This window comes from Rhizobacter sp. P2_H2, from assembly GCF_056403375.1.
Map to the genome: position 1 here is coordinate 1 of NZ_JBFUFP010000586.1, position 3,396 is coordinate 3,396.

At 63.0% G+C, this 3,396-nt stretch carries 3 protein-coding genes; 2 read left to right on the forward strand and 1 reads right to left on the reverse strand.

Annotated elements, in window-relative coordinates; all coding sequences use genetic code 11:
- Window positions 1–412: 412 nt before the first annotated feature.
- Both AC1D15_RS22925 and AC1D15_RS22930 read left to right on the forward strand, forming a co-directional pair.
- Entirely contained in the window at window positions 413–2,308 is a 1,896-nt protein-coding gene (locus AC1D15_RS22925; RefSeq protein WP_477827783.1) for an RHS repeat-associated core domain-containing protein, read from the forward strand.
- Between the two features lie 9 nt (window positions 2,309–2,317).
- Complete coding sequence (locus AC1D15_RS22930) at window positions 2,318–2,839, forward strand: hypothetical protein (protein ID WP_477827784.1); 522 nt, start codon at window positions 2,318–2,320, stop codon at window positions 2,837–2,839.
- Window positions 2,840–2,983: 144 nt separating this feature from the next.
- Here the strand turns inward: AC1D15_RS22930 and AC1D15_RS22935 are convergent.
- Window positions 2,984–3,396 (reverse strand): amidase family protein (locus AC1D15_RS22935; RefSeq protein WP_477827785.1); only part of this gene is annotated, 413 nt, incomplete at its 5' end.

Below are 3,396 nucleotides of genomic sequence, written 5' to 3' on the forward strand. Positions count from 1 at the left end.
GAGCACCTGGACCTACGACAGCTGCTTGATGGGCATCGGCAAGCTGTGCGCGACGRGCACCAGCACCGGCATCAGTCGGCAGTGGGCGTACGACGGATTGGGCCGGCCGATCAACTACCGCACCAGCGTCGTCAACGGGCCGASCTTCGCSAGYGCGSTGRSCTATGACGCMAACGGCCGGCARGCGASSCAGACCTGGCCRACCGGGCTSACKGTGAACTACGGCTACACGCCCAAGGGATTCCTGARCAGYGTGTCGCTGGCRACSGCGGTSACGGTGARCCCGCTRCCGAGCACCCCGGGAGGCACGCCGGGCGCGAGYGTCACGCTGCCKGCCGGCACRGTGCTGTGGCAGGCGCAGGCCTGCAACGCRTGGGACSAGTTGGAGCAGCAGCGGTACAGCARYKCGGTGGTGAGCAARTCGGGCTATGAAGCCACTACCGGCCGTGCGAGCGGCCTGACGGCAGGCAAGGGCAACGCCACTGACGTGCTGAACCACGGCTACGTGTGGGACAGCCTGGGCCGGCTGACGAACCGCAACGATGCGAACGGGGATGGCAGCACCGGCGCGGTGACGGAGAACTTCGAGCACGACGCGTTGGGCCGGCTGCAGCGCTACACGGTGGCGGCTCCTGCGATCAACGGCCTCGTGCGCACGGTGAGCCTGCAATACAACGCGCTGGGCAGCATCCTCTACAAGAGCGATGTCGGGGTGTACAGCTACAACGCACAGGGCGCCAATGCAGTGCGGCCGCATGCGGTGMAGAGCATCGAAGGAGCSGCGGCCAACACCTACGGCTTCGATGCGAACGGCAACATCGCCAGCGCGACGGCGGGYAAGTACCGCGGGATCACGTACACCGGCTTCAACCTGCCGGACAGYCARASCGGWGTGCAAGGGCCTGCAGGCGGGCCGAGCTACGTGTGGGGCTACGACGAGGACCACGCGCGCATCCGCGARGTGCGGACSATCCCGAGCGGCACCAACGCCGGYACGMGRACCACGTGGTACCTGCAYYCGGACAACRCRGGKGGWCTGGCCTTCGAGAGCGAAGTCAACKCACCSACGAGCCTGAGCGCWGCGAACCCYGCGGTCACGAGCAACCGCCACTACCTGAGCGCTGGCGGCCAGAGCCTCGGSGTGCTGGTGAGCACGGGAGCGTTGCCCACGCTCGGCGCCGCGCAGACCGCACCAGCCGTGCAGTCGAGCCTGAGCGCGGTGAAGCTGGAGTACTGGCACAAGGAYCACCTGGGCAGCATCGCRGCRACGACSGAYCACAACGGCRACSTSACGGCCCGCAACGCCTACGACCCGTTCGGCAAGCGCCGTTTCTCGARCGGCAACYACGACGCMGCMGGCGCGCTSGKSATCGACTGGAGCCCSGCSKTSAACAGCGGCACCGACCGCGGCTTCACCGGCCAYGAGCARCTCGACGACATCGGGCTCACGCACATGAACGGSCGSMTGTACGACGCGGCCCTMGGGCGCTTCCTGTCMGCGGAYCGGGCCGTGACGAAGCCCTAYGAACTGCAGAGCTACAACCGCTACAGCTATGTCGAGAACCGGCCGCTGAGTGGCACGGACCCGAGCGGSTGGAATCCGAATGAGCTGACGCCGRGCAAGACCTGGGATCCCGAACTCTTCGTGATGGAGGAGGTGAAGATCACCGGCACGGGCGTGCCCACRCTGCCTGCGCCGAAYCTGACCTGCWCRTCRTCMTGCCTGGGRGGACTCTTCARGCCGGGGCCGCCGACCTTCGTGCTGATGGCCGCACCGGGCACGCCAGTTCAGAAGTCGTTCCAGCAGGGYCTGAACGCGGGGGSCGCCAAGACCACGAGAGTGGTCGCCGGGATGCGCGASTACGTCCACAAGGAGGCTGAGAACGGATCCGTGCTGTGGAAAATGGTYGATGCGGTACTGTCCGTGGGCGATTCCGAGGAGCAGGCTGCTGATGGGTTGTCGACGGAGGCAGAAAAGCGCCCTCCAAATCCGAATGGGCGGAAGGGAAGTCCTGAACATCAGGCTGAAGTCGAAAAGGCTGAAAATGAATTGCGCAACAAGTATGCGAATGATCCCAACATTGAAGTGCAAACAGAGGTTCGCGTTCGGACTCCGGGTGGAGACAAGGAGAATCGATATCTCGACGTGGCTGCAAGAGACAAGAGAACTGGCGAGATAGTTGAAGGTGTGCAAGTTGGTAAGGAGACACAGGCCGGAAATCCGGTGGCTCGTGAGCGACGTGCAATACAAGATGTGAGTAAAGCATCGCCCGGCACGAACGTATCATTCCGACCCTATGACCGCTGAGAAAATCCTATGGGAAAGCAAATTGAAATTTTGACGACAGATCTTGATCTTCGGGATCTGGGAAAGTCTCTCAGGAGCAGGGGGGATGTCGCTCTTTTGTCAGATATTGCAAACAGTGATTTCAGTTCGCTCGGTACGCTAGACCAATTGCCAATTCCAATCGCATTCGCGGGAGAGAGGTCGCTCGTTTGCTATTTGGCACCCATGCAATTGCCTGCTCGAATATTTATTGAACCAGATAGCCCAGTCAAGATGCATGTCAACATTCATAAGTCGCACATCATCGAATTCTGGCGTCCATTCTACGATGGAAAAATCATGCGACCTGGGCGTCTCTATTATGAAGATCGGGTTCTCATTGGCAATATATTTGTGCAGAAAGACCAAGCCTTTTGCGATTGGGCGAAAGGTGTACTGGCTTTTGTGAGAAAAGAACTTCGCCGTGACCCGGCACGCGGAAGCTATCTCGGCGAGGACGCCGCAAACGCAATCGATAGCGGCCGAGTAGTGGTTGGATCCATTCTCAGATAGCCCGTGCGTGGGGCACCATCCTGGCGGACGTTGCCAAGCATTTGGCGAATGCTCTGGAGTCCAGGTATGCGACCAATGCGGGCGAGGATTGATGCATTGAAGGCGTCAATTGCCGCTTCATTTGCATCGAAATTCAAGCCGGCGTCACCCCACCTGCGGCCACGCCCGCTGCGCCGGCCGCATCTGCTCCCACGCCCGCGCGAGCTGCAGCACGCCCAGGTCGTCGTGCCGCGCCCCGATGATCTGCAGCCCGATCGGCAGCCCGTCGCTCGTGTAGCCGCAGTTGATGCTCGCGGCCGGCTGCTCGCTCATGTTGTACGGCAGCGTGAACGCGATGTGCTCGAACGGCCGCGCCGGGTCGTTGGTCGGGCACGGCAGCTCGGCGGCGAAGGCCGGGATCGGCGCGGTCGGCGACAGCAGCGCGTCGAACGGCCGGCAGGCCGCGACAGCGGCCTCCCGCATCGCGCCCATCTGGCTGTAGCCGTGGAACACCTGCGCGCCGCTCAGGTCGGCGCCGCCGCGCGCCCAGTCGACGATGAACGGCAGCACCTTCGCGC

Bases quoted from the DNA above. Each gene is read 5' to 3' on its own strand.
- AC1D15_RS22930 (WP_477827784.1), top strand. From the start codon at position 2,318: ATGGGAAAGCAAATTGAAATTTTGACGACAGATCTTGATCTTCGGGAT.